Origin of the sequence: Neisseria uirgultaei, assembly GCF_962719845.1 — a bacterium.
GTDB classification, from domain to species: domain Bacteria; phylum Pseudomonadota; class Gammaproteobacteria; order Burkholderiales; family Neisseriaceae; genus Neisseria; species Neisseria bergeri.
The window spans coordinates 94,824-120,608 of the sequence record NZ_CAUIYF010000001.1; the positions used below are offsets into that span (position 1 = coordinate 94,824).

The 25,785-nt window shown below is 49.9% G+C and carries 25 protein-coding genes; 15 read left to right on the plus strand and 10 right to left on the minus strand.

From position 1 onward, the window contains the following. The first annotated feature begins 12 nt into the window (after positions 1-12). From Q9J32_RS00430 to Q9J32_RS00450, 5 genes are all read left to right on the plus strand, one after another. The gene (locus Q9J32_RS00430) at positions 13-705 is read left to right on the plus strand and encodes a 16S rRNA pseudouridine(516) synthase (protein ID WP_301884540.1); all 693 of its coding nucleotides are present in this window, start codon (positions 13-15) and stop codon (positions 703-705) included. A gap of 465 nt (positions 706-1,170) precedes the next feature. Further along, positions 1,171-2,541, plus strand: coding sequence for a sodium-dependent transporter (locus Q9J32_RS00435; RefSeq protein ID WP_301884546.1), 1,371 nt, complete (start codon positions 1,171-1,173; stop codon positions 2,539-2,541). Between the two features lie 244 nt (positions 2,542-2,785). Beyond that, complete coding sequence (cmk, locus tag Q9J32_RS00440) at positions 2,786-3,442, plus strand: (d)CMP kinase (RefSeq protein ID WP_107862751.1); 657 nt, start codon at positions 2,786-2,788, stop codon at positions 3,440-3,442. Positions 3,443-3,597: 155 nt separating this feature from the next. Beyond that, entirely contained in the window at positions 3,598-5,283 is a 1,686-nt protein-coding gene (gene rpsA, locus Q9J32_RS00445; protein WP_025457075.1) for a 30S ribosomal protein S1, read from the plus strand. A 10-nt stretch (positions 5,284-5,293) separates the two neighbouring features. Then, positions 5,294-5,608, plus strand: a complete 315-nt coding sequence (locus Q9J32_RS00450) for an integration host factor subunit beta (RefSeq protein ID WP_002213349.1) — start codon at positions 5,294-5,296, stop codon at positions 5,606-5,608. 198 nt (positions 5,609-5,806) lie between these two features. Here Q9J32_RS00450 and Q9J32_RS00455 read toward each other — a convergent pair whose 3' ends face one another. Continuing rightward, on the minus strand, positions 5,807-6,214 hold the full coding sequence (locus tag Q9J32_RS00455; RefSeq protein WP_107862753.1) for a MerR family transcriptional regulator: 408 nt from the start codon (positions 6,212-6,214) through the stop codon (positions 5,807-5,809). 120 nt (positions 6,215-6,334) lie between these two features. On the opposite strand from Q9J32_RS00455, the gene Q9J32_RS00460 reads away from it, so the two are divergent. The 7 genes from Q9J32_RS00460 to ispG all read left to right on the plus strand — a co-directional run bounded on the left by Q9J32_RS00460 (position 6,335) and on the right by ispG (position 13,753). Then, complete coding sequence (locus Q9J32_RS00460) at positions 6,335-7,471, plus strand: S-(hydroxymethyl)glutathione dehydrogenase/class III alcohol dehydrogenase (protein WP_439652133.1); 1,137 nt, start codon at positions 6,335-6,337, stop codon at positions 7,469-7,471. A gap of 8 nt (positions 7,472-7,479) precedes the next feature. Then, entirely contained in the window at positions 7,480-8,307 is an 828-nt protein-coding gene (gene fghA / locus Q9J32_RS00465) for an S-formylglutathione hydrolase (protein ID WP_301884557.1), read from the plus strand. 527 nt (positions 8,308-8,834) lie between these two features. Further along, positions 8,835-9,986 (plus strand): cell division protein ZapE, encoded by a 1,152-nt coding sequence (zapE, locus tag Q9J32_RS00470; protein WP_301884560.1) that lies wholly within the window; start codon positions 8,835-8,837, stop codon positions 9,984-9,986. A 58-nt stretch (positions 9,987-10,044) separates the two neighbouring features. Further along, complete coding sequence (gene ndk / locus Q9J32_RS00475) at positions 10,045-10,470, plus strand: nucleoside-diphosphate kinase (RefSeq protein WP_014573969.1); 426 nt, start codon at positions 10,045-10,047, stop codon at positions 10,468-10,470. Positions 10,471-10,613: 143 nt separating this feature from the next. After that, positions 10,614-11,708 (plus strand): dual-specificity RNA methyltransferase RlmN, encoded by a 1,095-nt coding sequence (gene rlmN, locus Q9J32_RS00480; RefSeq protein ID WP_301668898.1) that lies wholly within the window; start codon positions 10,614-10,616, stop codon positions 11,706-11,708. 2 nt (positions 11,709-11,710) lie between these two features. Continuing rightward, on the plus strand, positions 11,711-12,472 hold the full coding sequence (gene pilW, locus Q9J32_RS00485; RefSeq protein ID WP_301668900.1) for a type IV pilus biogenesis/stability protein PilW: 762 nt from the start codon (positions 11,711-11,713) through the stop codon (positions 12,470-12,472). A 15-nt stretch (positions 12,473-12,487) separates the two neighbouring features. Continuing rightward, positions 12,488-13,753, plus strand: a complete 1,266-nt coding sequence (gene ispG / locus Q9J32_RS00490; RefSeq protein WP_301884563.1) for a flavodoxin-dependent (E)-4-hydroxy-3-methylbut-2-enyl-diphosphate synthase — start codon at positions 12,488-12,490, stop codon at positions 13,751-13,753. 52 nt (positions 13,754-13,805) lie between these two features. On the opposite strand, the gene clpP is transcribed toward ispG, so the two are convergent. The 3 genes from clpP to Q9J32_RS00505 all read right to left on the minus strand — a co-directional run bounded on the left by clpP (position 13,806) and on the right by Q9J32_RS00505 (position 18,471). Beyond that, entirely contained in the window at positions 13,806-14,426 is a 621-nt protein-coding gene (gene clpP, locus Q9J32_RS00495) for an ATP-dependent Clp endopeptidase proteolytic subunit ClpP (RefSeq protein WP_301884565.1), read from the minus strand. Positions 14,427-14,513: 87 nt separating this feature from the next. Further along, on the minus strand, positions 14,514-15,824 hold the full coding sequence (gene tig / locus Q9J32_RS00500) for a trigger factor (protein ID WP_301884567.1): 1,311 nt from the start codon (positions 15,822-15,824) through the stop codon (positions 14,514-14,516). A gap of 208 nt (positions 15,825-16,032) precedes the next feature. Then, positions 16,033-18,471: a DNA translocase FtsK gene (locus Q9J32_RS00505; RefSeq protein ID WP_301884570.1), complete on the minus strand. Its 2,439-nt coding sequence runs from the start codon at positions 18,469-18,471 to the stop codon at positions 16,033-16,035. 222 nt (positions 18,472-18,693) lie between these two features. Between Q9J32_RS00505 and Q9J32_RS00510 the strand changes: the two genes are divergently transcribed. Next, positions 18,694-19,905: a uracil-xanthine permease family protein gene (locus tag Q9J32_RS00510; RefSeq protein ID WP_301884572.1), complete on the plus strand. Its 1,212-nt coding sequence runs from the start codon at positions 18,694-18,696 to the stop codon at positions 19,903-19,905. Between the two features lie 51 nt (positions 19,906-19,956). Here Q9J32_RS00510 and Q9J32_RS00515 read toward each other — a convergent pair whose 3' ends face one another. Next, positions 19,957-20,439, minus strand: coding sequence for a DUF4189 domain-containing protein (locus Q9J32_RS00515; RefSeq protein ID WP_301884575.1), 483 nt, complete (start codon positions 20,437-20,439; stop codon positions 19,957-19,959). A gap of 585 nt (positions 20,440-21,024) precedes the next feature. On the opposite strand from Q9J32_RS00515, the gene pssA reads away from it, so the two are divergent. Both pssA and Q9J32_RS00525 read left to right on the plus strand, forming a co-directional pair. Continuing rightward, positions 21,025-21,771 carry a CDP-diacylglycerol--serine O-phosphatidyltransferase gene (gene pssA / locus Q9J32_RS00520; RefSeq protein ID WP_301884577.1) on the plus strand — a complete coding sequence of 249 codons (747 nt, stop codon included), beginning with the start codon at positions 21,025-21,027 and terminating at the stop codon, positions 21,769-21,771. After that, complete coding sequence (locus Q9J32_RS00525; RefSeq protein ID WP_118811640.1) at positions 21,772-22,578, plus strand: sulfite exporter TauE/SafE family protein; 807 nt, start codon at positions 21,772-21,774, stop codon at positions 22,576-22,578. Between the two features lie 705 nt (positions 22,579-23,283). On the opposite strand, the gene rplI is transcribed toward Q9J32_RS00525, so the two are convergent. The 5 genes from rplI to trxB form a co-directional block, all read right to left on the minus strand. Continuing rightward, positions 23,284-23,736 (minus strand): 50S ribosomal protein L9, encoded by a 453-nt coding sequence (gene rplI, locus Q9J32_RS00530; protein ID WP_118811639.1) that lies wholly within the window; start codon positions 23,734-23,736, stop codon positions 23,284-23,286. 16 nt (positions 23,737-23,752) lie between these two features. Then, the gene (rpsR, locus tag Q9J32_RS00535; protein ID WP_002213306.1) at positions 23,753-23,983 is read right to left on the minus strand and encodes a 30S ribosomal protein S18; all 231 of its coding nucleotides are present in this window, start codon (positions 23,981-23,983) and stop codon (positions 23,753-23,755) included. Between the two features lie 6 nt (positions 23,984-23,989). Beyond that, positions 23,990-24,292 carry a primosomal replication protein N gene (priB, locus tag Q9J32_RS00540; protein WP_118792160.1) on the minus strand — a complete coding sequence of 101 codons (303 nt, stop codon included), beginning with the start codon at positions 24,290-24,292 and terminating at the stop codon, positions 23,990-23,992. Next, positions 24,293-24,661, minus strand: a complete 369-nt coding sequence (gene rpsF, locus Q9J32_RS00545) for a 30S ribosomal protein S6 (RefSeq protein ID WP_118810218.1) — start codon at positions 24,659-24,661, stop codon at positions 24,293-24,295. It abuts the gene before it with no gap. A gap of 155 nt (positions 24,662-24,816) precedes the next feature. Beyond that, positions 24,817-25,767 carry a thioredoxin-disulfide reductase gene (gene trxB, locus Q9J32_RS00550; protein WP_196428160.1) on the minus strand — a complete coding sequence of 317 codons (951 nt, stop codon included), beginning with the start codon at positions 25,765-25,767 and terminating at the stop codon, positions 24,817-24,819. Positions 25,768-25,785: the final 18 nt, after the last annotated feature.

Below are 25,785 nucleotides of genomic sequence, written 5' to 3' on the forward strand. Positions count from 1 at the left end.
TCCCATACCATCATGAAACTCATCAAATACCTGCAATATCAAGGCATAGGAAGCCGCAAGCAGTGCCAATGGCTGATTGCCGGCGGTTATGTTTTCATCAACGGAACCTGCATGGACGACACCGATGCAGACATCGATTCCTCATCCGTCGAAACGTTGGATATTGACGGGGAAGCAGTAACCGTTATTCCCGAACCTTATTTCTATATCCTGCTCAACAAGCCCGAAGATTACGAAACTTCACATAAACCCAAGCACTACCGCAGCATATTCAGCCTGTTTCCCGACAATATGCGCAATATTGACATGCAGGCAGTCGGCAGGCTGGATGCAGATACGACCGGCGTATTACTGATTACCAATGACGGCAAACTGAATCACAACCTTACCTCTCCGAGCCGTAAGATTCCCAAATTATACGAGGTAACACTCAAGCATCCTGCTGACGGAATGCTCTGTGAAACGCTAAAAAACGGCGTCCTGCTTCATGATGAAAATGAAACCGTTTGCGCCGCTGATGCCGTTTTGGAAAACCCGACCACCCTGCTGCTGACCATTACCGAAGGAAAATACCACCAAGTCAAACGCATGATCGCCGCCGCCGGCAACCGCGTGCAGCATCTTCACCGCAGACAATTCGCACATTTGGAAACAGGAAACCTCAAACCCGGGGAATGGAAATTTATCAGATGCCCCAAATTCTGAAAAAATCCATTATTTCCTTATATTCAAATACATACCTTTAAAATGAATCATTTAACCGAAATTAACTCAAAAACAGCCGGTTTGCGATATAATTCTCCTGTCTGAGCAATGCCTGTGCAAGCAGGCTTATGAGTAAGACGTTTTCCCCGTAATGTGTTTGACCATCTATACTTCACGGTATAGATGTTTTTTTATTTCAAACTCTCTCTCTTCCATCACCATTAAAATACTATCGTTAATATAATCAACAAAATTTCACTTCCGTACACCGATGTATAAGAATAACAAATTAATCTGTTCATAAACTTCGATTCTTCCTTATCGGTTTATACTTATCAGAAATACTCACTGAAATATATGCCTTTTTCAGGAAAAATCACTAGACAGTTGAAAAACATTCAGTCAATTTCTGTTAAGAATCACGTGTAAAATTTCCGCTTTATCTCAATCGGGCACGGTTTCAATATGTCTTCCCCTTCAAATACCAACCGTCAAACCTGGTCCAGCCGTTTGACTTATATCCTTACCGTTGCCGGCGCGACTGTCGGTTTCGGCGCGACGTGGCGTTTCCCGTATTTGGTCGGTGAAAACGGCGGCGGCGCGTATGTGTTTTTATTCTGTATCGCGATGCTGGTTATCGGCATCCCGATGATTTTGGTGGAAAACGTCATCGGACGGCGCAAAGGCGTGAACGCGCTGGATGCGTTCGGCGGCTCGATGAACGGCAAACCCGTTACCAAAATTTGGAAACTGGTCGGCTGGATGGGGCTGCTCGGCGCGTTCGGCATCATGGCTTATTACATGGTGCTCGGCGGCTGGGTAATCAGCTATATCGTCAACATTATCGGCGGCAATCTGGATATTTCCAGCCCCGTTGACGGTGTGGTTACAAAAGGCTTTTTTACCGAACACATTGAAAACAGCCCTTGGGAAATTGCGTTCTACACTTTCTTGTTTGTCGTTGTGAACCAATGGATTTTGGTTAAAGGCGTTATCGGCGGCATTGAAAAAGCGGCAAAATACCTGATGCCGCTGCTGTTTTTGTTCCTAATCGCGATGGTCGTACGCAACGTTACCCTGCCTGGTGCAATGGAAGGGATTACTTTCTATCTGAAGCCTGATTTCAGCAAGATTACCACCGAACTGTTCGTCTTCGTTTTGGGACAAGTATTTTTCGCCTTGAGCTTGGGTTTCGGCGTGATGATTACCTTGTCCAGCTATTTGGATAAAAACGAAAATCTGGTGCAAACCGCAGTCATTACGGCAATTACCAACACCATCATCGCCGTACTGGCTGGCTTTATGATTTTCCCGTCGCTCTTCAGCTTCGGCGTTGCCCCCGATTCCGGTCCGACTTTGGTGTTCCAAAGCTTGCCGATTGTGTTTTCGCATATGTGGGCGGGACCTGTGTTCGCCGTGATTTTCTTCTCTCTGCTCCTGATTGCCGCTCTGACAACTTCGCTGACGATTTATGAAGTGTTGATTACGACCATTCAGGAAAAAACCAAAATCCGCCGTACCGCCGCAATCACGATTGTATTGTCCGCCATCTTCATCTTCGGCAATATTCCGTCCATTCTGAGCTATGGCCCGTGGAAAGATGTTTCCATATTTGGCAAAAATATTTTTGACGCTTTTGACTACATCAGCGGCAACATCTTGTTTATGCTGACCGCGCTCGGCTCGGCATTGTTTGTCGGTTTCGTGATGAAGGACGAAGCGAAGGACGAATTACTTTATAAAGGCAATCATACGACGGTCAATATCTGGTTTGCCTATGTGAAATACCTCGTGCCGCTGGTGATTCTGCTGATTTTCGTCAGCAACCTGTTCTAATCCGCAGCAATCGATGCCGTCTGAAGGTCATATCTCTTTCAGACGGCATTGCATTGATGCCCGCCACAATACCCGCAACGCCGGAATCCGAACCGGCTTGCCGGCTTCTGTCGGACGCTTCCGGGCAGGCGGCGGTCCGTCTGCTTAGACAATCATCCTTTAAAACAGGTAGAATCCGCCCCCAACAGGAAACACATCCTTCAGACGGCAAAACCCATACCCCAAACCATCAGGAATCCCCCTTATGAACAGACAAAAAGTGATCGCCATCGACGGCCCGGGCGCATCGGGCAAAGGCACGGTCGCCGCCCGCGTCGCCGCCGCATTGGGATACGATTATCTCGATACCGGCGCGCTCTACCGCCTGACCGCCCTATATGCACAAAAACAAGGCGTGGAATGGCACGATGAAGAAAATGTTTCCGAACTGGCAAAAAAACTGCCCGCCGTATTTTCAGGCAGCCGCATCCTGCTCGGCGGCGAAGACGTTTCAGACGGCATCCGGACAGAAGCCATCGGCATGGGCGCATCTGCAGTCGCACAGTTGCCTAAAGTCCGCGCCGCACTGCTGCAACGCCAACGCGATTTTCTGACCGAAAAAGGACTGGTTGCCGACGGACGGGATACCGGATCGGTCGTCTTCCCCCAGGCCGAACTCAAAATTTTTCTGACAGCAGAATCCAAAATCAGGGCGGAACGCCGCGCCAAACAAATCGGCATCCCCTGCGAAGGTTTAGCATTCGAGCGCATCCTGTCCGACATCGAGACCAGAGATGAGGCAGACCGAAACCGCAAGGTTGCCCCCCTGAAACAACAGCCCGATGCCCTGCTTTTGGATACGAGCCGCCTGACTATAGAAGAAACTGTAAAAAAAGTGCTTGATTGGTATCGTAAAGTTTAAATTTTCAGGTATAATTGCCCACATTATGTTTCAGACGGCATAAAAATCCCCCATATGCCGTCTGAAACCTTATTTACCCGTCTGCCCTGCCAAGGACGGCAGACACCCACCAACCCACCCCGCACCCCTTGGCGGTGTACCGAAAAGAGTTATATATGTCTATGGAAAATTTTGCTCAGCTGTTGGAAGAAAGCTTTACCCTGCAAGAAATGAACCCGGGTGAGGTGATTACCGCTGAAGTAGTGGCAATCGACCAAAACTTCGTTACCGTAAACGCAGGTCTGAAATCAGAATCCCTGATTGATGTAGCTGAATTCAAAAACGCTCAAGGCGAAATTGAAGTTAAAGTCGGCGACTTCGTTACCGTTACCATCGAATCCGTCGAAAACGGCTTCGGCGAAACCAAACTGTCCCGCGAAAAAGCCAAACGCGCAGCCGATTGGATTGCCCTGGAAGAAGCTATGGAAAACGGCGACATCCTGTCCGGCATCATCAACGGAAAAGTCAAAGGCGGCCTGACCGTTATGATCAACAGCATCCGCGCATTCCTGCCGGGTTCTTTGGTCGACGTACGTCCCGTTAAAGACACTTCCCACTTTGAAGGCAAAGAGATCGAATTCAAAGTGATCAAACTGGACAAAAAACGCAACAACGTCGTTGTTTCCCGCCGCGCCGTTCTGGAAGCCACTTTGGGTGAAGAACGCAAAGCCCTGCTGGAAAACCTGCAAGAAGGCTCCGTCATCAAAGGCATCGTCAAAAACATCACCGACTACGGCGCATTCGTTGACCTGGGCGGTATCGACGGTCTGCTGCACATCACCGATTTGGCATGGCGTCGCGTGAAACACCCGAGCGAAGTCTTGGAAGTCGGTCAGGAAGTTGAAGCCAAAGTATTGAAATTCGACCAAGAAAAACAACGCGTTTCCTTGGGTATGAAACAACTGGGCGAAGATCCTTGGAGCGGTCTGACCCGCCGTTATCCGCAAGGCACCCGCCTGTTTGGCAAAGTATCCAACCTGACCGACTACGGCGCATTCGTCGAAATCGAACAAGGCATCGAAGGTTTGGTACACGTCTCCGAAATGGACTGGACCAACAAAAACGTACACCCGAGCAAAGTCGTACAACTGGGCGACGAAGTCGAAGTCATGATTTTGGAAATCGACGAAGGCCGCCGCCGTATCTCTTTGGGTATGAAACAATGCCAAGCCAATCCTTGGGAAGAATTTGCCGCCAACCACAACAAAGGCGACAAAATCTCCGGTGCAGTTAAATCCATTACCGATTTCGGCGTATTCGTCGGTCTGCCCGGCGGCATCGACGGTCTGGTTCACCTGTCCGACCTGTCCTGGACCGAATCCGGCGAAGAAGCCGTACGCAAATACAAAAAAGGCGAAGAAGTCGAAGCCGTCGTATTGGCAATCGACGTGGAAAAAGAACGCATCTCCTTGGGTATCAAACAACTGGAAGGCGATCCTTTCGGCAACTTCATCAGCGTGAACGACAAAGGTTCTTTGGTTAAAGGTTCCGTGAAATCTGTTGACGCCAAAGGTGCCGTTGTTGCCCTGTCTGACGAAGTAGAAGGCTACCTGCCTGCTTCCGAATTTGCAGCCGACCGCGTTGAAGACTTGACCACCAAACTGAAAGAAGGCGACGAAGTTGAAGCCGTCATCGTTACCGTTGACCGCAAAAACCGCAGCATCAAACTTTCCGTTAAAGCCAAAGATGCCAAAGAAAGCCGCGAAGCACTGAACTCCGTCAATGCCGCTGCCAATGCGAATGCCGGTACCACCAGCTTGGGCGACCTGCTGAAAGCCAAACTCTCCGGCGAGCAAGAATAAGGTTGCAGACATGACAAAGTCTGAGTTAATGGTTCGCTTAGCAGAAGTATTTGCCGCCAAAAACGGCACGCATCTTCTGGCAAAAGACGTAGAGTACAGCGTAAAAGTCTTGGTTGACACCATGACCCGATCGCTTGCCCGAGGTCAACGCATCGAAATTCGCGGTTTCGGCAGCTTCGATTTGAACCATCGTCCTGCCCGCATCGGTCGCAATCCCAAAACCGGCGAGCGTGTGGAAGTACCTGAAAAACATGTACCCCACTTCAAGCCTGGTAAAGAATTGCGCGAGCGGGTCGATTTGGCTTTAAAAGAAAATGCCAATTAAACCTTAGCATCAAAACGCCGCTTCCAAGCGGCGTTTTTTTCTGTGGTTTAACTTCATCCGCTGCTTCAATACCTTGAGCCAAGCAAGCAACGGATTAGAGCGTGGATTTTTTTATCATTGCTTACAATCCGCTTTTTAAACAACAAATTGTTGATTTCTATTACGAACAGGACAAAAATCCTGCTTATTGCACTAAAACTAAGCCGTTTCAGGAATTTGCGGCAAATTTACGGCTTTTACCGAACCTAATGCTTTCGCTTTTTGGTAAAACGCTAATTTGTATTCAAGCAAATCTAAATAGCGTTTTAATTCGGCAATTTGACACTTCACATTTTCTATTTGATTTTCAAACAAGGAAAGGCGTTCTTCAATGGTATTGTCGCCAATGACGGTACATTCCGCAAAGCGTTTGATGTCTTTTAAACTCATTCCCGTATTTTTCAAGCATTGCAATAAGCCCAACCATTGCAAATCGTTATCGGTAAAACAGCGGTTACCATATTCATCACGTCCGATATTAGGCAACAAGCCTTCTTTGTCGTAAAAGCGTAAAGTGTGGGCGGAGATGCCTATTTTTTCGGCGGCTTTGGCAGTGGTATAAGTCATTTTCCCTTCTTCTAAACAAAAACAGTAAAAAATACTTGCTTTAGAGTTAACTCTAAAGTGTAAACTGTTGCTATGTTGCTCAGGCAAGGCTGTTTTGTCAATGAATTAAGAGGAAAGACAATGGAAATGAAACAAACCGATTCAACCATCAAATCTCGTGCGGCGGTGGCATTCGCCCCTAACCAACCCTTACAAATTGTAGAAATCGACGTGGAAATGCCGCGTAAAGGCGAGGTGTTAATCCGCAATACCCACACCGGCGTGTGCCATACTGATGCGTTTACGTTATCAGGAAGCGATCCTGAAGGCGTATTCCCTGTGGTTCTTGGACATGAAGGTGCGGGTGTGGTCGTTGCTGTGGGCGAAGGTGTGTCAAGCGTAAAACCGGGTGATCACGTTATTCCTCTTTACACCGCAGAATGTGGCGAGTGTGAGTTTTGTCGTTCGGGTAAAACCAACTTATGCGTTGCGGTACGTGAGACGCAAGGTAAAGGCTTAATGCCGGACGGCACGACGCGTTTTTCTTATCAAGGTCAGCCGATTTATCACTATATGGGCTGTTCGACTTTCAGTGAATATTCTGTTGTTGCGGAAGTTTCACTGGCGAAAATCAACCCAGAAGCCAACCACGAACAAGTATGTTTGCTCGGCTGCGGCGTTACCACTGGTATTGGTGCGGTACATAACACAGCAAAAGTGCAAGAAGGCGACTCTGTGGCCGTGTTTGGCTTGGGGGCGATTGGTTTGGCAGTGGTGCAAGGTGCGCGTCAAGCGAAAGCCGGCCGCATTATCGCCATTGATACCAATCCCGCAAAATTCGAGTTGGCGAAACACTTCGGTGCAACTGATTGTTTAAACCCGAACGATTACGATAAACCGATCAAAGATGTGTTGTTAGACATCAATAAATGGGGTATTGACCACACCTTTGAATGTATCGGCAACGTAAACGTAATGCGTCAGGCATTAGAAAGTGCACACCGCGGTTGGGGACAATCCATTATCATCGGCGTAGCGGGCGTAGGACAAGAAATTTCAACTCGTCCGTTCCAGTTGGTAACAGGTCGTGTTTGGAAAGGCTCGGCTTTTGGTGGCGTGAAAGGCCGCTCCGAGCTTCCGAAAATGGTGGAAGATTCAATGAAAGGCGACATTGAGTTAGAACCGTTTGTAACCCACACAATGACGCTTGATCAAATCAATGAAGCCTTTAAGTTAATGCACGAAGGTAAATCGATCCGCGCCGTTATTCACTACTAAGGTATGCGATGAAACTGATTGAACAACATCAAATTTTTGGCGGTTCGCAACAAGTTTGGGCGCATCATGCCCAAACGCTTCAATGCGAAATGAAATTTGCCGTCTATTTGCCGGATAATCCGGAGAATCGACCGCTTGGTGTAATTTATTGGCTTTCCGGCTTGACGTGTACGGAACAAAATTTCATTACCAAATCGGGCTTTCAGCGTTATGCGGCAGAACATCAAGTGATTGTGGTCGCCCCCGATACCGGCCCTCGCGGAGCGCAAGTGCCGAACGATACCGCTTACGATTTAGGACAGGGTGCAGGCTTTTATTTGAATGCGACCGAACAGCCTTGGGAGGCGAATTATCAAATGTATGATTACATTTTGAACGAGTTGCCCCGTCTGATTGAGGAACATTTTCCTACCAACGGCAAATGTTCCATTATGGGACACTCAATGGGCGGACACGGCGCATTGGTATTGGCACTGCGAAACCGGGAACGTTATCAAAGTGTTTCTGCCTTTTCGCCCATTTTGTCGCCAAGCCTTGTGCCTTGGGGAGAAAAAGCCTTTTCTGCCTATTTAGGAAGAGATCGCGAAAAATGGCAGCAATATGATGCCAACTCGCTCATCCAACAAGGCTATAAAGTGCAAGGTATGCGCATTGATCAGGGTTTGGAAGATGAGTTTTTACCAACACAATTGCGTACCGAAGATTTTATCGAAACCTGTCGTGCGGCAAATCAACCGGCCGATGTACGCTTCCACAAAGGCTACGATCATAGCTATTACTTCATTGCCAGTTTTATTGGTGAGCATGTTGCTTATCACGCCGCATTTTTGAAGTAAACCGAAGAGCGTTCAGTATTCAAAGCAGTTTGGGATAGCCGGCACGAGGGCGGTAAGAAGTGCCGGCATAAACGTATGCCGTCTGAACCTGAAGGAGCCGGCCCTACGGATTACCAAACCCTGCCCTTGATTTGATCAGTATCATTTTTGAGCTTAAAACCTGATTGGTCAAACATTAAAATCGCCCGTATTTCCTACTTCACTTCCAGGCTTCGCATTATTCGTTGCCGAATTTGCATAAGCAACCTGTTCCTGTTGTGTTTTCGCCTCCTCCAAGCTGACAGGGCGTAACAGCTTTGCGATTTACCATCTGTTTCATCTGTCCTCCTTCAATATTAAAACGCAGCCTGAAATAAAAGGCATTTGGGCTCATATCTGCACCATATTGAAACGCCGCCTTTGCTTATACCCCCCTGTGTGCGTCATTATTCTTTTCCACAGAAAACGCCAAGTTTGAAGGAAATCATTTATAATACCGACGGTAAGCATTTTCTTTCTCCGCCGCAAGAAGTATAACAAGGTTAAATATGAGTAATAGAGACCAACTTTTTAAAGCCCCGCCGTTTGAAAACCACAGCCCGCTGACTTGGTATCAAGCCGCCTCACAACTGCCCAACTTTATCCGCGACGACGCACAGGCTGCCGCCATCGAACATCTCGATCGGCTTTGGACCGAATTGATGATGTTCAAACGCAAAAGAAACCGTTTTTTAGGCAGGAGTTTGCGTTCCCCGCAAGTCCCCAAAGGGCTTTATTTCTATGGCGGGGTCGGACGCGGCAAAAGCTTTCTGATGGACGCTTTTTTCGGATGTCTGCCTTACCGCCGCAAACGCCGCGTCCACTTTCATGCCTTTATGGCAGAAATCCACCGGCGGCTGAAAGCCCTGAAAAGCGAAAGCAACCCGTTGAAATCCGTTGCCGCCGAGATTGCCAAAGAAACCCGCGTATTGTGTTTTGACGAATTTCATGTCAGCGATATTGCGGATGCAATGATTTTAGGCCGTCTGCTGGAAAATCTGCTTAACGAGGGCGTTGTTTTGGTGGCGACTTCAAACTACGCGCCTTCCGAACTCTACCCGCAAGGTCAAAACCGGAGCAGTTTTCTTCCCACAATCGCGCTCATCGAATCCAGCCTGACCGTCTTAAACGTTGACGGCGGGGAAGACTACCGGCTGCGTACCCTCCGCCCCGCCGAGATTTTCTTTACGCCTGCCAATGAAGAAAATGAGGCAAAACTGGCAAAACTGTTCAAAGAAATGACAGGCATTACCGATTTGAACCCCGGCATCAGCACCATCCACGGCCGGGAAATTCCCCACAAAGCCGAGTCCGGCCGTGCCATATGGTTTGATTTCCGCGCACTGTGCTTCGGCCCGCGCTCACAGTCCGACTATCTGTATTTGGCCGAACATTATGAAATGGTTTTTGTTTCAGGTTTGGAACAACTCTCACCGCAAGAAAAGGCGGAGGCGCGGCGGCTGACTTGGCTGATTGACGTGCTCTACGATTTCCGAGTCAAACTGTGTGCCACCGGCGCGGTAGATGTCAACCATATCTACACGGAAGGCGATTTTGCCGAAGAATTTACCCGCACCGCCAGCCGGATGGTCGAGATGCAGTCCGAAGTTTATTTGGAACAGCCGCACCTGACCCTGTCTCCCAAGGCTTCAGGCGGATAAGTTATTTTTTTGGTAGAGTACCGATTTGATTCTTCTTAAATAAAAATAAGGATATAGCATGGCGATTGAACGCACCATCTCCATCATCAAACCCGATGCCGTCGGCAAAAACGTTATCGGCAAAATATACAGCCGCTTTGAGGAGAACGGTCTGAAAATCGTTGCCGCCAAAATGAAGCAGCTTACCCTCAAAGAGGCGCAAGAATTTTATGCGGTTCACAAAGACCGCCCCTTCTACGCCGGATTGGTTGAATTTATGACCGGCGGTCCGGTTATGATTCAAGTACTGGAAGGCGAAAACGCCGTTCTGAAAAACCGCGAACTGATGGGGGCGACTAATCCCGCCGAAGCCGCCGAAGGCACAATACGTGCGGACTTTGCCACATCAGTCAGCATTAACGCCGTACACGGTTCCGACAGCGTGGAAAATGCCGCTTTGGAAATTGCCTACTTTTTCAGCCAAACCGAAATCTGCCCCCGTTGATACAATACACCGCACAACTCCTCTTCAGACGGCATAAAATATATCCATGCCGTCTGAAAACTCAGTTGCAAAAGGCTTTAAATCAAACTTGCCTGCCCTGCAATTTTTTATTTGAAGCCTTAATTTAAGAAAAACACAAACACATGAAAACCAATCTGCTCAACTACGACCTTCAAGGGCTGACCCGACATTTTGCCGATATGGGCGAAAAACCTTTCCGTGCCAAACAGGTTATGCGTTGGATGCACCAATCCGGTGCGCAAAATTTTGACGAAATGACCGATTTGGCAAAATCCCTGCGCCATAAACTGAACGAACAGGCAAGCATCGAAATTCCCAAGCTGATGATGTCTCAAGAATCTTCAGACGGCACTCGAAAATGGCTTTTGGATGTCGGGACGGGCAACGGCGTGGAAACCGTCTTCATCCCCGAATCGGATCGCGGCACGCTCTGCATTTCCTCGCAAGTCGGCTGCGCTTTGGAATGTACATTTTGCTCGACCGGCCGGCAGGGCTTCAACCGCAATTTGACCGCTGCCGAAATTATCGGGCAATTGTGGTGGGCAAACAAAGCAATGGGCGTTACACCGAAAAACGAACGCGTAATTTCCAATGTAGTGATGATGGGTATGGGCGAACCGATGGCGAACTTCGACAATGTCGTTACCGCCTTGAGCATCATGCTGGACGACCACGGATACGGTTTGAGCCGCCGCCGCGTAACGGTTTCTACTTCGGGTATGGTTCCCCAAATGGACAGGTTGCGCGATGTCATGCCGGTGGCTTTGGCGGTTTCCCTCCATGCTTCCAATGACGAAGTCCGCAACCAAATCGTACCGCTGAACAAAAAATATCCCTTGAAAGAACTGATGGCGGCCTGCCAACGCTATCTGGTCAAAGCACCCAGGGATTTCATCACTTTCGAATACGTCATGTTGGACGGAATAAACGATAAGGCGCAACATGCGCGCGAACTGATCGAACTGGTCAAAGATGTTCCCTGCAAGTTCAATCTGATTCCGTTCAATCCCTTCCCAAACTCCGGATACGAACGCTCCAGCAATGAGAACATCCGTGTGTTCCGCGATATTTTGCAGCAGGCAGGATTTGTCGTTACCGTACGAAAAACGCGCGGCGACGACATCGATGCCGCCTGCGGACAGCTGGCAGGTCAGGTTCGGGATAAAACACGCCGCCAACAAAAATGGCAGCAGATTTTAATCGGACAACAGGGGTAATTATGCCTTTTAAGCTATCCAAACGAATCTCTTTATTGCTTGTCCTTGCCTTGGGCGCGTGCAGCACTTCCTACCGCCCCTCGCGGGCAGAAAAAGCCAATCAGGTTTCCAATATCAAAACCCAGTTGGCAATGGAATATATGCGCGGTCAGGACTACCGTCAGGCGACGGCAAGTATTGAAGATGCCTTGAAATCTGACCCTAAAAACGAGCTTGCTTGGCTGGTTCGTGCCGAAATCTATCAATACCTGAAAGTTAACGACAAGGCGCAGGAAAGTTTCCGGCAAGCCCTCTCCATCAAACCCGACAGCGCCGAAATCAACAACAACTACGGCTGGTTCCTGTGCGGCAGGCTCAACCGCCCTGCCGAATCTATGGCATATTTCGACAAAGCCTTGGCCGACCCCACCTACCCGACCCCTTATATTGCCAACCTGAATAAAGGCATATGCAGTGCCAAACAGGGGCAATTCGGATTGGCGGAAGCCTATTTGGAACGCTCGCTCGCCTCGCAGCCGCAGTTCCCCCCCGCATTTAAAGAACTGGCGCGCACCAAAATGCTGGCCGGGCAGTTGGGCGATGCCGATTACTACTTTAAAAAATACCAAAGCAGGGTAGAAGTCCTTCAGGCCGATGATTTGCTGCTTGGCTGGAAAATTGCCAAAGCCCTCGGCAACGCGCAGGCGGCATACGAATATGAAGCACAATTGCAGGCAAATTTCCCCTACTCGGAAGAATTGCAAACCGTCCTCACCGGTCAATAAACAGATTCAAACCATATGAACACACTCCAACGCCGCAAGACGCATCAAGTCCGCATCGATCATATTACCGTCGGTTCAGAAGCACCCGTCGTTATCCAATCTATGACCAACACCGACACTGCCGATGCAAAAGCCACCGCATTGCAGATTAAGGAATTGAGTGATGCCGGCTCAGAAATGGTGCGGATTACCGTCAACAGCCCCGAAGCCGCGTCCAAAGTTGCCGAAATCCGCCGCCGCTTGGACGATATGGGCTATACCACACCACTGATTGGCGATTTCCATTTCAACGGCGAACGCCTGTTGGCGGAATTTCCCGAGTGTGCAAAAGCCCTGTCCAAATACCGCATCAATCCCGGCAATGTCGGCAAAGGTGCAAAAGGCGATGAAAAATTTGCCTTTATGATTCGGACTGCTGCCGAAAACGATAAAGCCGTCCGCATCGGCGTAAACTGGGGTTCTTTGGATCAGAGCCTCGCCAAACGCATGATGGATGCCAACCTCGCTTCTTCCGCGCCGAAACCGCCCGAAGAAGTGATGAAGGAAGCACTGATTGTCTCCGCTTTGGAATCTGCCGAGAAAGCCGTTCTATTGGGACTGCCCGAAGACAAAATTATCCTGTCGTGCAAAGTCAGCGCGGTTCAAGACCTGATTCAGGTTTACCGCGAACTGGGCAGCCGTTGCGCCTATCCGCTGCATTTGGGTTTGACCGAAGCCGGTATGGGCAGCAAAGGCATTGTCGCATCAACGGCAGCATTATCCGTCTTGCTTCAAGAAGGAATCGGCGACACCATCCGCATTTCACTCACTCCGGAGCCGGGCAGCCCGCGAACGCAGGAGGTCGTCGTCGGGCAAGAGATTTTACAGACTATGGGTTTGCGCTCGTTTACGCCGATGGTTACTGCCTGTCCCGGCTGCGGTCGCACCACCAGTACCGTTTTTCAAGAACTGGCCCAAGATGTGCAAAACTACCTGCGCCAAAAAATGACCGTATGGCGTACTGCTTATCCCGGCGTGGAATCCTTGAATGTCGCCGTGATGGGCTGTGTCGTCAACGGTCCCGGAGAAAGCAAACTGGCTGACATCGGCATCAGCCTGCCAGGTACGGGAGAAACACCCGTCGCGCCTGTTTATGTAGATGGTGAACGCAAAGTAACGCTGAAAGGCGACAACATTGCAACGGAATTTCTGGCTATTGTTGAAGAGTATGTCAAAACCAACTACGGCGAAAACGGCTCCAAACGCAACCAGAACAAAATCATCCCGATACAGTCCCTATAAGACAAATGCCGTCTGAACTGTTTTCAGACGGCATTTGTCTACTTCACAAGGTTTAAAGCTGCAAAGAAGCGCGGTTTTCCAAAACTTGGTCAATCAAACCATATTCTTTTGCCTCTTCGGCAGACATGAAATTATCACGGTCGGTGTCGCGCTCCAAATCTGCCAAATCGCGGCCGCAGTGTTTCGCCATCAGGCGGTTGAGTTTTTCTTTGATTTTCAACAGTTCGCGTGCGTGAATTTCAATGTCGGATGCCTGACCGCCCAAGCCTCCGCTGATTAAAGGCTGGTGAATCATAATCCGGCTGTTGGGCAATGCGAAACGTTTGCCTTTTTCGCCTGCCGACAATAAGAACGCCCCCATACTTGCCGCCTGCCCCAAGCACAAAGTCGATACATCGGGCTTGATGAAATTCATCGTGTCATAAATCGACATACCGGCCGTTACCGAACCGCCGGGAGAGTTGATGTAGAAGAAAATATCCTTATCCGGATTTTCACTTTCCAAAAACAATAGCTGGGCGACCACCAAATTTGCTGACTCATCGGTTACCGGACCGACTAAAAATACGATGCGTTCTTTTAAAAGGCGCGAGTAAATATCAAATGCACGCTCACCACGACCGCTTTGTTCGATAACGGTAGGAACGAGGTAATTATTGAAATCGAAGGACATTCTTGTCTCCTGTCAATGTTACGAAAGCACCAAAGGGACGCTTTGGTGCTTTCAAGTTGCCTGTTTCAGACAAACCTTTGAAGATGATTAGGCTTGTGCACCCATCACTTCGTCAAAAGACAAAGCTTTTTCGCTTACTTTGGCTTTGCCCAAAACGAAATCAACAACGTTGCTTTCTACTGCCAAAGAAGTCGGGCCTTGCAAACGGGAAGGCTCTGCGTAGTACCAGTCAATCACTTCTTGAGGATCTTCGTAGCTTTCTGCGAAGTTGGCAACAACGGCTTTGATTTGCTCTTCAGTCGGTTCCAGTTTGTTTTCATCAACCAGTTTGGCCAAAATCAGACCCAAAGATACGCGGCGTTCGGCTTGTTCTTTGAACATATCCAAAGGCAAATCCAAGTTGGCAGCATCAGCCATGCCTTGGTTAACAAAATTTTGTTTCATTTCGTTTGCCAAGCGTGCTGCTTCTTCATTTACCAAAGCAACAGGTGCTTTCAGCTCTACAGCTTTGAGCAGCGCGTTCATGACAGATTCTTTGGTTTGTTCGTTTACGCGGCGTTCCACTTCGCGACCGACGTTTTTCTTCACTTCTTCGCGCATTTTGGCCACGTCGCCGTCGGCAATACCCAATGCTTTAGCAAAATCGGCATCAACTTCAGGCAAAGTAGCTTCAGATACGTTGTTCAATGTGATGGTGAAGACAGCGGATTTACCGGCAACGTCTTTACCGTGGTAGTCTTCAGGGAAATTGACGGTAACGTCTTTGCTTTCGCCAGCCTTCATACCAACTACGCCGGCTTCAAATTCAGGCAACATTTGACCTGCGCCCAATAAGAAGGCGTAGTTTTTGGATGCGCCGCCTGCGAAAGGTTCGCCGTCGATTTTGCCTTCGAAGTCGATGATGACACGGTCGCCGTTTTGGGCTTCGCGTTCAATATGGTTAAAGCGGGTACGTTGTTTGCGCAGGATTTCTACGGTTTGATCCACTTCAGCATCACCGACGGAAGCGGTTACTTTTTCAACTTCTTGTGCAGACAAATCGCCGATAACGACTTCAGGGAATACTTCGAAAATCGCAGCGATTTTCAGGGATTCTTTATCATCTTGTTCTTCAACGCCTTCGAAACGCGGATAGCCTGCAACTTTCAATTCTTGGGCAACGGCAACATCGTAGAAGCGGCGTTGAACCATTTCATTGATGACATCATTTTGCGCGCTTGCACCGTACATTTGGGCAATCATTTTTAAAGGTGCTTTACCCGGGCGGAAACCGTCGATTTTTGCACGGCGCTGGGTTTGTTTCAGTTTTTTATCGGTTTCTGCGTTAATTTCGGACCAAGGCAGAGACAACACTACTTTGCGTTCCAGATTTTCTAAAGTTTCAACAGTTACGCTCATCATAAGCCCTTAAATTTGTTGTGTTGATAAAATGATAAACCTTCTTCCCTGCATGGGGAAGCAAACAGCGCAACGGTACGGATATTTGAACCGCATTGCCGCAAAGGGGAAATTTTAGCTGGCAAGTATATCACAATGTTCCGCCTGAAACATAATATGCCGTCTGAAACGCCAATTCCGCCGTTCAGACGGCATTTTGCGACACGGGCTACAAATGATCCTTACGCGCCAAAATTTTACGGCTGCCGTTCAAATCGGCCGGCGAAACCACACCCGCATTTTCCAGTGCCTCCATCAGGTTTGCCGCGCGGTTATAGCCGATACGCAACTGCCGCTGCAAAGACGAAATGGAAGTTTTTTTGCTTTCCAAAACATAGGCGACTGCCTGATCGAACAATTCGTCGCTGTCTGCATTGGGGCTGACGATATTTGCCGTTTCCTGTGCCGCTTCGCCTGTAAGCAGCCCTTCTACATAATTTGCCGGTGCCTGCTCCTTGACGAAAGCGACGACGCGGTGGACTTCATCATCGGAAACGAACGCACCTTGCAGGCGGGTCGGTTCGGCACTGCCCGGTTGCAGGAACAGGGAGTCGCCGTATTTCAGCAGTTCGTCCGCGCCTATTTGATCGAGGATGGTTCGGCTGTCGATTTTGCTTTGCACGGTAAACGCCATACGGGTCGGGATGTTGGCTTTAATCAGGCCGGTAACGACATCGACACTGGGACGTTGGGTGGCGACAATCATATGTATGCCGGCGGCGCGCGCTTTTTGGGCGAGGCGGGCGATTTGTTGTTCGACGGCTTTGCGTTCGGTCATCATCAGGTCTGCCAACTCGTCGATAACGACCACAATCATCGGCAGTTTTTCCAGAGGTTCGGGTTCGTCGGGGGTCAGGCTGAACGGATTGAGCAGCGGCTTGCCTGCCGTTTTGGCTTGTTCGACTTTTTGGTTGAAGCCTTCCAAGTTGCGTACACCGGCGTGGGAAAGCAGGCGGTAGCGTTTTTCCATTTCGGCGACGCACCAGTTCAACGCCTGTCCCGCTTCGCGCATATCGGTTACAACCGGACAGAGCAGGTGCGGAATGCCGTCGTAAATGCTCAACTCAAGCATTTTCGGGTCGATCATGATAAAGCGGACTTCGTCGGGCGTAGCTTTGAAAAGCATAGACATAATCATGCCGTTCACGCCGACGGACTTGCCCGAACCGGTCATACCGGCAACCAAAAGGTGCGGCATTTTCGCCAAGTCGCCAACGACGGGCGTACCGGCGATGTCTTTGCCCAGCGCGACGGTCAGCTTGGATTTGGCTTCGGCAAACACGGGCGAGGACAAGATTTCGCTCAACATCACGTCTTGGCGTTTGTCGTTGGGCAACTCGATGCCCATCGTGTTTTTCCCGGCGATGGTTTCGACGATACGCACGGATTGCAGCGACATCGAGCGCGCCAAATCTTTCGACAAGGCGACAATTTGACTGCCTTTGACACCTTGCGCGGGTTCGATTTCGTAGCGCGTGATGACGGGGCCGGATGTAGCGGATACGACTTGTACGCCGATGCCGAATTCTGCCAGTTTGGATTCGATCAGTTCGGCTGTATTTTCCAATTCGGCGGGATTGATGCTGACCGGCTCGCTGTCGGGAATCCGCAGCAGGTTCAATGCAGGCTTGTGGTATTCGCCGTTCTGCTGTACTTCATTGTCTTCAAACAGCGAAGGTTGGATTTTAGGTGGCGGCGCAACGGAAACGGAAACAGATTTTCGGTTGCTGCTGCTGCCTTCGAGGGGAATAACAGGTTTGGCCGTAATATTCTTGGCTTCTTTCACCATGCGCCGTGTGTTTTGGATATCGACACCGTCTGTTTTGGTATTCGACCGGCGTTTTCCCAAAGCCATGACCTTGCCGGATAAGGCACTCAGACGGTTTTGAACCGCCCTGCCCGTACTGTTCAAAAATTCCAGCCATGAAATCTGCACCAGCAGGGACAACGACAACAGCAGAACAACCAGGATAATCAGCAGGCTGCCCGATTTCCCCAGCAGCCACGCAAACACTGCGCCGACGCGTATGCCGACCATACCGCCGGCTCCGACAGGCAGGGAGTCGGCATATTTTCCGCCCAGCACAAAATACTCCAAGACGGGGCTGAAGACCGTCAGAACAAACAGCGCGGCGGCAGCGATTTTGTGGTTGTATGCCTCGTTTTCCGTCTGTTTTGCGTGCAGACGGAATTTTTTATACAGCACGACGCAGGCAGCCGCTACCCACCACCAGAACGACCAGCCGAAAAGGTAATAACCGACATCGGCAATATATGCCCCGAACAAACCTCCCCAATTGGCGGTATCTCCGGCAAGCGGCGAACTGCGCGACCAAGACGGATCGCCCATATCGAAACTGATCAGGGAAATCGCCAAATACAGGGTTGCCGCCAAACCCATCAACCACAGCGCGTCGCCAATAAGGTTGACGACATGTTCGGGACGCGCCTTTTTGGTTTCGGTTTTCTGCAACTCTTTGACCGCCTTGAGCCGCTCGGAAACTTTATTGCCCCGTGCGCCGTTGTCGGCTTTCTTGTTGCGTGCGGACGTTAGGGACGGGCTTCCCGCCCTGCCTTTTGCTGTTTTTTTATGGGATTTTTCTGTCATGCCGTATTACCGGAAAATGCCGTCTGAAATAAGGAAGCCGGACGGCTTGCGGATTGAATATGGAAAGTGTCGGATTATACTCCATTTCTCCTGCTTTCATCCTGCAACAGACAGACATTGCCTTTCAGACGGCATATCTGTTGCCCGCCATATGTATTTTTACGCAGACCCTCGGCAAACCAGTATAATCCGTGCCGTTTGAACCGATTGAAAGAAGATGGTATGAACCAACTGAAACTTGCCGTTTCCGGCGCACAGATTTTATTTGTGGCATTCGGCGCAATGGTGCTGGTTCCCCTGCTGACCGGTCTGAATCCGGCTCTTGCACTTTTGGGCGCAGGCTTGGGAACGCTGCTGTTCCAAATTACAACCAAACGTAAAGTGCCGATTTTTCTCGGTTCTTCGTTTGCCTTTATCGCACCGATCATCTACTCCGTCGGCGAATGGGGGCTGCCTTCCACTATGTTCGGACTGTTTGCCGCCGGCTTTATGTATTTTGTGTTTGCTGCGCTGATCCGTTGGCGCGGACTGGCGGCGGTACACAAACTGCTGCCGCCGGTCGTCATCGGTCCCGTCATCATGGTCATCGGTCTGTCTGTTGCCGTGGCGGCAAGCAGCATGGCAATGGGTCAGGCGGACGGCAAACAGGTCATCGACTATACCGATTCGCTGATTCTTTCCGGCTTTACCTTTGCCGTTACCGCCATCGTATCGGTTTTCGGCAGCAGGATGATGAAGCTGATTCCCATCTTGATCGGTGTCGCTTCGGGTTATGTTTTGGCACTGCTGATGGGACTGGTGGACACGGCAAGCATTGCACACGCGCCCTGGTTCGCCATTCCCCATTTTGAAACGCCTCAGGTCAACTGGCAGGCGGCACTGTTTATGCTGCCCGTTGCCGTCGCCCCCGCCATCGAACACATCGGCGGCATCATGGCAATCGGCAATGTAACGGGGAAAGACTATACGAAAGACCCGGGCTTGGACAAAACCCTTGCGGGCGACGGCTTGGGCGTGTGCCTTGCGGGTCTGATCGGCGGCCCGCCGGTTACAACCTACGGCGAAGTAACGGGTGCGGTGATGATTACCAAAAACAGCAACCCCGTCATCATGACTTGGGCGGCGGTTTTTGCCGTCTGTATGGCGTTTTTCGGCAAATTCAATGCGTTTTTGGCTTCCATTCCGATGCCCGTGATGGGCGGCATTATGCTGCTGCTGTTCGGTACGATTGCTTCTTTGGGCGTGAAAACGCTGATTGATGCCAAAGTCGATTTGATGCTGCCGAAAAACCTAGTCATTGTCAGCTCGGTACTGACCACGGGCATCGGCGGCATGACGCTCAAATTGGGCAGTTTCAGCTTTGCGGGGGTAGGTTTGTGCGCCGTACTCGCCATTGTGTTGAACAGCCTGCTGCCCGATTCAAAAGAATCCTGACCGCTGATATGGAAATGCCGTCTGAACATCTTTCAGACGGCATTTTCCGTTTTATTTGAGATTTTGAATCAAAGAGCGCACAGTCCCGCCGTAATAAGAAGAAGACGTACAATACACTGTTTCCAAAGCACATTCTCCCTCTACGCCATATTTTTTGATACATTGGTTGAGTGCGACCTGATGAACGCTCGTAAAACGCGGAGAAGTAATCACGACGGCGTTGTCGGCACGCAGCGCACCTTCGGCTTTCGGATATGCCAACGCAACACAGGTATTGCTCAAGGATACGACAGAGCGGCATCCAGTCGGCTCGTCTTCGGCAATGCCCGCAAGCGTGTCTTGACCTTTGCAAAAGGCCTCCAACTCGGCAAACGCTTCGCTTTTCGTCGAATCTTCTTTTGTGGTTTTAACCTGCAAAACATCGTTTGCATCCTGCGGATTCTGCCAAACGGCGAGATAGCCGTAAGTATCGGCAGCCCGTGCCGCCGCAGTCATCAGGCATAGTGCCGATACTGCCAGTATCTTTTTCATCATGATAAATTCCCGACGGTTCGTCCAAATTCTGTCGCATTATAAACAAAAAACAGGATAAGTCCCGCCTTATCGGCTTATCCCTCCCTGCAGATTTCACTGCCGAGTTGTAGCAAACCGGTTTCGGCAGCGCAAATCCGCATACCGCCGCCTTAGCGTCAAGCCGTTGTTTTCAAACGGCGTTACGGCCAATCTTTGCGGCGGGCGAAAAACCTTGTCCTATAATTTATCCCGCTTCAAAATCAGCATACGGTCGGAAAGGCAAAAAATATCTTTCAATTTGTTGAAACCTGCAAACTCCCCGAAAATAGGGAAACGCCGCCCCGGTTTGAACGGCGCGCCGCATATTCCGATGCCCTTCCCCCGATACCTTCCGGCAAGCCCAGAAATGCCCGGCAACAATATCCATCCGGCAAAAATCTGAAACAACACACCCGGCGGCAGGCAGAGTCAAACCGCCCCGCAAAGCATCCTCCATCAGAAAAACAAACCGCCTCCGAGGGCTTCATCCTAAAGGGCGTATTGTTTGATAAGCGTTTGCGTTATAATCCGAACATCAATTCTCCACGTCCGTGAGACACTTCAACTATGAAAATCCCGCCAAACACCCCGCAACGCTCCCTGCGTCAAAACAGTATTTACCTGCTACCTAACTCCTTTACCATCGCCGCGCTGTTTTCCGCGTTTTACGCAATCACCCAATCCATGCACGGACGTTACGAAACCGCCGCCATCGCGGTATTCATCTCCATGCTGCTGGACGGTATGGACGGGCGCGTGGCGCGGCTGACCAACAGCCAAAGCGCGTTCGGGGAGCAGCTCGACAGCCTTGCCGACATGGTCAGCTTCGGCGTTGCCCCCGCGCTGATTGCCTACAAATGGCAGCTTTGGCAGTTCGGCAAAATCGGTTATTCCGTCGCCTTCATCTACTGCGCCTGCGCCGCCCTGCGCCTCGCGCTGTTCAACACGCTTATCGGCAAGGTGGACAAACGCTGGTTTATCGGCGTGCCCAGTCCGACTGCTGCCGCGCTGATTGTCGGGCTGATTTGGGTCAACCACAGCGTCGAAAAATTCCCCGCCGTCCACTGGTGGGCATTGGGTATCACACTGTTTGCCGGCCTGTCGATGATTGTCCAAATCCCTTTTTGGAGTTTTAAAGAAATCAACATCCGCAGACAAGTCCCCTTTGTCGGAATGCTGCTTGCCGTCTTACTGCTGCTTCTGGTTACTTGGGAACCGTCGCTCGTCCTCTTCCTGTTCTTTCTCGGATACAGCCTGTCCGGCTACATTATGGCGGCACGCCGATTTTGGAAAAAATACAGAAAGGCGGATTAAATGTGGCATTGGGACATTATCTTAATCCTGCTTGCCGTAGGCAGTGCGGCAGGTTTTATTGCCGGCCTGTTCGGCGTAGGCGGCGGCACGCTGATTGTCCCTGTCGTTTTATGGGTGCTTGATTTGCAGGGTTTGGCACAACATCCTTACGCGCAACACCTCGCCGTCGGCACATCCTTCGCCGTCATGGTCTTCACCGCCTTTTCCAGTATGTTGGGGCAGCATAAAAAACAGGCGGTCGACTGGAAAACCGTATTTGCGATGATGCCGGGTATGATATTCGGCGTATTCACGGGCGCACTCTCCGCAAAATATATTCCCGCGTTCGGGCTTCAAATTTTCTTCATCCTGTTTTTAACTGCCGTCGCATTCAAAACACTGCATACCGGCCCTCAGACGGCATCCCGCCCGTTGCCCAAGCTGCCCGGACTGACTGCGGTTTCCACACTGTTCGGCGCAATGTCGAGCTGGGTCGGCATAGGCGGCGGTTCACTTTCCGTCCCCTTCTTAATCCACTGCGGCTTCCCCGCCCATAAAGCCATCGGCACATCATCCGGCCTTGCCTGGCCGATTGCACTCTCCGGCGCAATATCGTATCTGGTCAACGGCCTGAATATTGCAGGATTACCCGAAGGGTCGCTGGGCTTCCTTTACCTGCCCGCCGTTGCCGTCCTCAGCGCGGCAACCATTGCCTTTGCCCCGCTCGGTGTCAAAACCGCCCACAAACTTTCTTCTGCCAAACTCAAAAAATCCTTCGGTATTATGTTGCTTTTGATTGCCGGAAAAATGCTGTACAACCTGCTTTAAAAACCTTCTTACCGTTTGCACAAGCAATTAATCAGGACAAAGCTGCCCTGCCTCCTGTTCCGACAAGAGGACAGACAACCTGACCGTACGCCCGACTTTTCCCCTTAACTTCTTCTACCCACAGATTCCATTGCCTTTTTCCAAACTGCCGATTACCCCGCCTTAACGCCCGAAGGCATCGGCACATCGTCTGCCGTACCGAATCCACGCGATGCGGCTGTCTCCCAAACGGTATTTCCGCCATAATGACCAGCATACAAGCCGCAACCTTTACAATCATATAAGTTATTAAATTTTTAGGATGTATTTTGACAATCCGTTGATTTCAACTGTTTGCAAGGGAAAAAACCATGGTTTTTCGGTCAGTCAGGAAGTTATCCTATTGAATATTCCGGAACGAAGTATGCTTATCAGCAGCATATTGAAACACAGCCAAACTTTATGCCCGATACCATTTTCAAAATAAATAAGCCCCGATTTTCCTACTTTTCTCAAAATCAGAAAGGTTTTTGTCAATTGAATATTTTTTAGCGCATTTTATACATCAAATTTCGTTAACAAACTATTTCTGCAAAGACTTCAGGCAAATAAAAAACAATCCTCCCGATTTTTGCAGAATATACGGAAAACAAAACGAAACAAATGCCGTCTGAAACCATATTCCGATAATCGGCATGGTTTCAGACGGCATTCTGATAATTTCAATTACTCGGCTGCAGCAACGACGGCAACGGTAATTTTAGCAACGGCATCAGTGTGCAAAGCCACTTCCACTTCGTACTCGCCAACGGCTTTCAGAGGACCGTTCGGCAGACGTACATTTGCTTTCACGGCTTCGATGCCGGCAGCAACGATTGCAGCAGCAATGTCGGCATTGGTAACGGAACCAAACAGACGACCGTCCACACCTGCTTTTTGGGCAACTGTAATGGTTTGGCCATCCAATTTTTCCTGACGGGCTTGGGCATCTGCCAAAATTTCAGCCTGTTTGGCTTCCAATTCGGCGCGGCGTGCTTCAAATTCTTTCATGTTTGCTTCAGTAGCACGTTTTGCCTTACCTGCGGGAATCAAAAAGTTGCGGGCGTAGCCGTTTTTAACGGTTACGATGTCGCCCAAGTTGCCCAGACTGCCGATTTTTTCTAACAGAATAATTTGCATGATTCAATCTCCAAAATTATTTGTGTTGGTCGGTGTAAGGCAGCAGAGCCAGGAAGCGCGCACGTTTTACGGCAACAGCCAATTGGCGTTGGTAGAATGCCTTCGTTCCTGTAATGCGGGCAGGAATGATTTTACCGTTTTCAGAGATAAAGTCTTTCAGCAAATCAACTTGTTTGTAATCGACTTCTTGGATTTTTTCAGCCGTGAAACGGCAGAATTTTCTACGTTTGAATGATTGACGAGCCATTGTCGTTTAACCTTTATATTCTTTAATATTTTGTATTCTGAGCATCGGCATCAGGGAACGTCTGCTTTTTTGAGCTAAAAAACCTTCGACGTGAACATAAACACCTTGCCGATACTGCCACTCTTCCGCCTGCCTGCCTAAAATCCGTGCCGGAATTTCCAATTGGACAAGACATTGCTGTCCATTTTCTTTCTGCCATGATTCATGCTTTAAAATAATATCTAAGACAGAGATTCCGGCAGGCGTATATCGAATAGGGAAAACCTTTTCAATCAACGCGGCAAGCGAAACAAGATTATTGAATCCCAATTATTGGGCAGCCGCTTCTTCAGCCGCACCGCTCAACAGGTTCTTAGCCTTTTCACCACCCAACATAGGGGATGCTTCGGTAACGGCGTGTTTGGTTTTGATGGTCAGATGACGCAATACCGCATCATTGAAACGGAACGCGGTTTCCAACTCCTCAACAACTTCGGGAGTGGTTTCAATGTTCATCAAAACATAATGTGCTTTATGGATTTTGTTAATCGGGTAAGCCAGTTGGCGGCGACCCCAATCTTCCAGACGGTGAATCTTACCGTTTGCCTCGGCAATCATGGTTTTGTAACGCTCAACCATAGCGGGCACTTGCTCGCTTTGATCAGGATGAACGATAAACACGATCTCGTAATGACGCATGTTATCTCCTTATGGATGGTAAAAACAGCCTTCTGCCATGCGAAAGCAGAAGGCAAGGTTTAAAGAAGCGGCATTATATTGGGGTTTGCCGACGGAATCAAGGATTTGGTACGAAAAACTTGCATTCCGCCGAAAATTTCGGTTTCAGACGGCATTCAAATGTTTTGGCTGCCCAGCCAGCGTTCCGCGTCCAAAGCCGCCTGACAGCCGGAAGCCGCGCTGGTAATTGCCTGACGGTAGGTATGGTCTTTTACATCGCCCGCCGCCCATACGCCTTCGATATTGGTTGCACCGACATTGTCCGCCGTGCCGCCTTTGGTTTTCAGGTAACCCGCTTCGTCCATTTCCAACTGCCCTTTGAAAATATCGGTATTTGGCTTGTGTCCGATGGCGATAAAGATGCCGCTGACGGCAATTTGTTGCTCAGAACCATCGTTGTTTTTTAATAATGCGCCGGTTACGCCCCGATCGTCGCCCAGTACTTCTTGCAGATTGCTCTCCAGCTTGAGGATGATTTTGCCCTCTTCTACGCGTTTCATCAGTTTGTCGATCATGATTTTTTCGGCGCGAAATTCGCTGCGGCGGTGAATCAGCGTAACGGTTTTGGCGATATTGGCAAGGTAGAGTGCTTCCTCAACTGCCGTATTGCCGCCGCCGACTACGGCAACATCTTGGTTTTTGTAGAAGAAACCGTCGCAGGTGGCACAAGCGGAAACGCCTTTCCCCGCAAACGCTTCCTCACTCGGCAAGCCGAGGTATTTGGCGGACGCGCCTGTTGCGACAATCAGGGCATCGCAAGTGTACTCGCCCATATCGCCTTTGAGTGTAAAGGGGCGTTTTTGCAAATCGACGGCGTTGATTTGGTCAAAAATGATTTCCGTTCCGAAACGTTCGGCGTGGGCGAGAAACCTTGCCATTAATTCCGGCCCTTGCACGCCGTCGGCATCGGCAGGCCAGTTGTCCACTTCGGTCGTTGTCATCAGTTGCCCGCCCTGTGCGATACCTGTAATAATGACGGGGTTTAAATTGGCGCGCGCGGCATAGACGGCGGCGGTGTATCCGGCGGGGCCGGAACCCAAAATAATCAGTTTGCGGTGTTGGGACATCGTTTTTCCTTTGCTGTG

Excerpts from the sequence above, each read along its gene's own strand:
- Q9J32_RS00430 (WP_301884540.1), top strand. The coding sequence starts at position 13 with ATGAAACTCATCAAATACCTGCAATATCAAGGCATAGGAAGCCGCAAG.
- Q9J32_RS00435 (WP_301884546.1), top strand. The coding sequence starts at position 1,171 with ATGTCTTCCCCTTCAAATACCAACCGTCAAACCTGGTCCAGCCGTTTG.
- cmk (WP_107862751.1), top strand. The coding sequence starts at position 2,786 with ATGAACAGACAAAAAGTGATCGCCATCGACGGCCCGGGCGCATCGGGC.
- rpsA (WP_025457075.1), top strand. The coding sequence starts at position 3,598 with ATGTCTATGGAAAATTTTGCTCAGCTGTTGGAAGAAAGCTTTACCCTG.
- Q9J32_RS00450 (WP_002213349.1), top strand. The coding sequence starts at position 5,294 with ATGACAAAGTCTGAGTTAATGGTTCGCTTAGCAGAAGTATTTGCCGCC.
- Q9J32_RS00455 (WP_107862753.1), bottom strand. The coding sequence starts at position 6,214 with ATGACTTATACCACTGCCAAAGCCGCCGAAAAAATAGGCATCTCCGCC.
- Q9J32_RS00460 (WP_439652133.1), top strand. The coding sequence starts at position 6,335 with ATGGAAATGAAACAAACCGATTCAACCATCAAATCTCGTGCGGCGGTG.
- fghA (WP_301884557.1), top strand. The coding sequence starts at position 7,480 with ATGAAACTGATTGAACAACATCAAATTTTTGGCGGTTCGCAACAAGTT.
- zapE (WP_301884560.1), top strand. The coding sequence starts at position 8,835 with ATGAGTAATAGAGACCAACTTTTTAAAGCCCCGCCGTTTGAAAACCAC.
- ndk (WP_014573969.1), top strand. The coding sequence starts at position 10,045 with ATGGCGATTGAACGCACCATCTCCATCATCAAACCCGATGCCGTCGGC.
- rlmN (WP_301668898.1), top strand. The coding sequence starts at position 10,614 with ATGAAAACCAATCTGCTCAACTACGACCTTCAAGGGCTGACCCGACAT.
- pilW (WP_301668900.1), top strand. The coding sequence starts at position 11,711 with ATGCCTTTTAAGCTATCCAAACGAATCTCTTTATTGCTTGTCCTTGCC.
- ispG (WP_301884563.1), top strand. The coding sequence starts at position 12,488 with ATGAACACACTCCAACGCCGCAAGACGCATCAAGTCCGCATCGATCAT.
- clpP (WP_301884565.1), bottom strand. The coding sequence starts at position 14,426 with ATGTCCTTCGATTTCAATAATTACCTCGTTCCTACCGTTATCGAACAA.
- tig (WP_301884567.1), bottom strand. The coding sequence starts at position 15,824 with ATGAGCGTAACTGTTGAAACTTTAGAAAATCTGGAACGCAAAGTAGTG.
- Q9J32_RS00505 (WP_301884570.1), bottom strand. The coding sequence starts at position 18,471 with ATGACAGAAAAATCCCATAAAAAAACAGCAAAAGGCAGGGCGGGAAGC.
- Q9J32_RS00510 (WP_301884572.1), top strand. The coding sequence starts at position 18,694 with ATGAACCAACTGAAACTTGCCGTTTCCGGCGCACAGATTTTATTTGTG.
- Q9J32_RS00515 (WP_301884575.1), bottom strand. The coding sequence starts at position 20,439 with ATGATGAAAAAGATACTGGCAGTATCGGCACTATGCCTGATGACTGCG.
- pssA (WP_301884577.1), top strand. The coding sequence starts at position 21,025 with ATGAAAATCCCGCCAAACACCCCGCAACGCTCCCTGCGTCAAAACAGT.
- Q9J32_RS00525 (WP_118811640.1), top strand. The coding sequence starts at position 21,772 with ATGTGGCATTGGGACATTATCTTAATCCTGCTTGCCGTAGGCAGTGCG.
- rplI (WP_118811639.1), bottom strand. The coding sequence starts at position 23,736 with ATGCAAATTATTCTGTTAGAAAAAATCGGCAGTCTGGGCAACTTGGGC.
- rpsR (WP_002213306.1), bottom strand. The coding sequence starts at position 23,983 with ATGGCTCGTCAATCATTCAAACGTAGAAAATTCTGCCGTTTCACGGCT.
- rpsF (WP_118810218.1), bottom strand. The coding sequence starts at position 24,661 with ATGCGTCATTACGAGATCGTGTTTATCGTTCATCCTGATCAAAGCGAG.
- trxB (WP_196428160.1), bottom strand. The coding sequence starts at position 25,767 with ATGTCCCAACACCGCAAACTGATTATTTTGGGTTCCGGCCCCGCCGGA.